This is a genomic window from Pseudomonas sp. 2822-17 (assembly GCF_002742485.1).
Lineage (GTDB): Bacteria > Pseudomonadota > Gammaproteobacteria > Pseudomonadales > Pseudomonadaceae > Aquipseudomonas > Aquipseudomonas cyclaminis.
Map to the genome: position 1 here is coordinate 1 of NZ_LJRZ01000221.1, position 337 is coordinate 337.

At 33.2% G+C, this 337-nt stretch carries 1 protein-coding gene; it reads right to left on the bottom strand.

Annotated elements, in window-relative coordinates; genetic code table 11:
- Positions 1–146, bottom strand: a 146-nt coding sequence (locus tag AOA60_RS34380; RefSeq protein WP_256592789.1) for a S4 domain-containing protein, incomplete at its 3' end; no start/stop codon positions are given.
- Between the last annotated feature and the right edge of the window lie 191 nt (positions 147–337).

The following is a 337-nucleotide window of genomic DNA, read 5'->3' on the forward strand; positions in this document are numbered from 1 at the left end:
ACTTTATCAACTTGTGGGTCTACTTTTGTACCAAGCTCTGTAACTTTATTTCCATTAACAAATACTTTACCGTCTACTATAAGTTCTTCCGCTTTCCGTCTAGATGTAACTCCCGATTGTGCAATTACTTTCTGTAGCCTTTCCACACTGCTCACCTCTATGCAAGATTTTCCATCTATTATTAGTTTGTTGTTGAATGTTCATTTTCAAACCCTAATTCTATCCTTTTTTTTTCTAGTACACAAAGAAAAAGCTCGAATACCATGTAAACGAGCTTTCAATTACTTTTATTATATAATTTATGATGTGGTCAATCAAATTTCATGTGGATACGTAC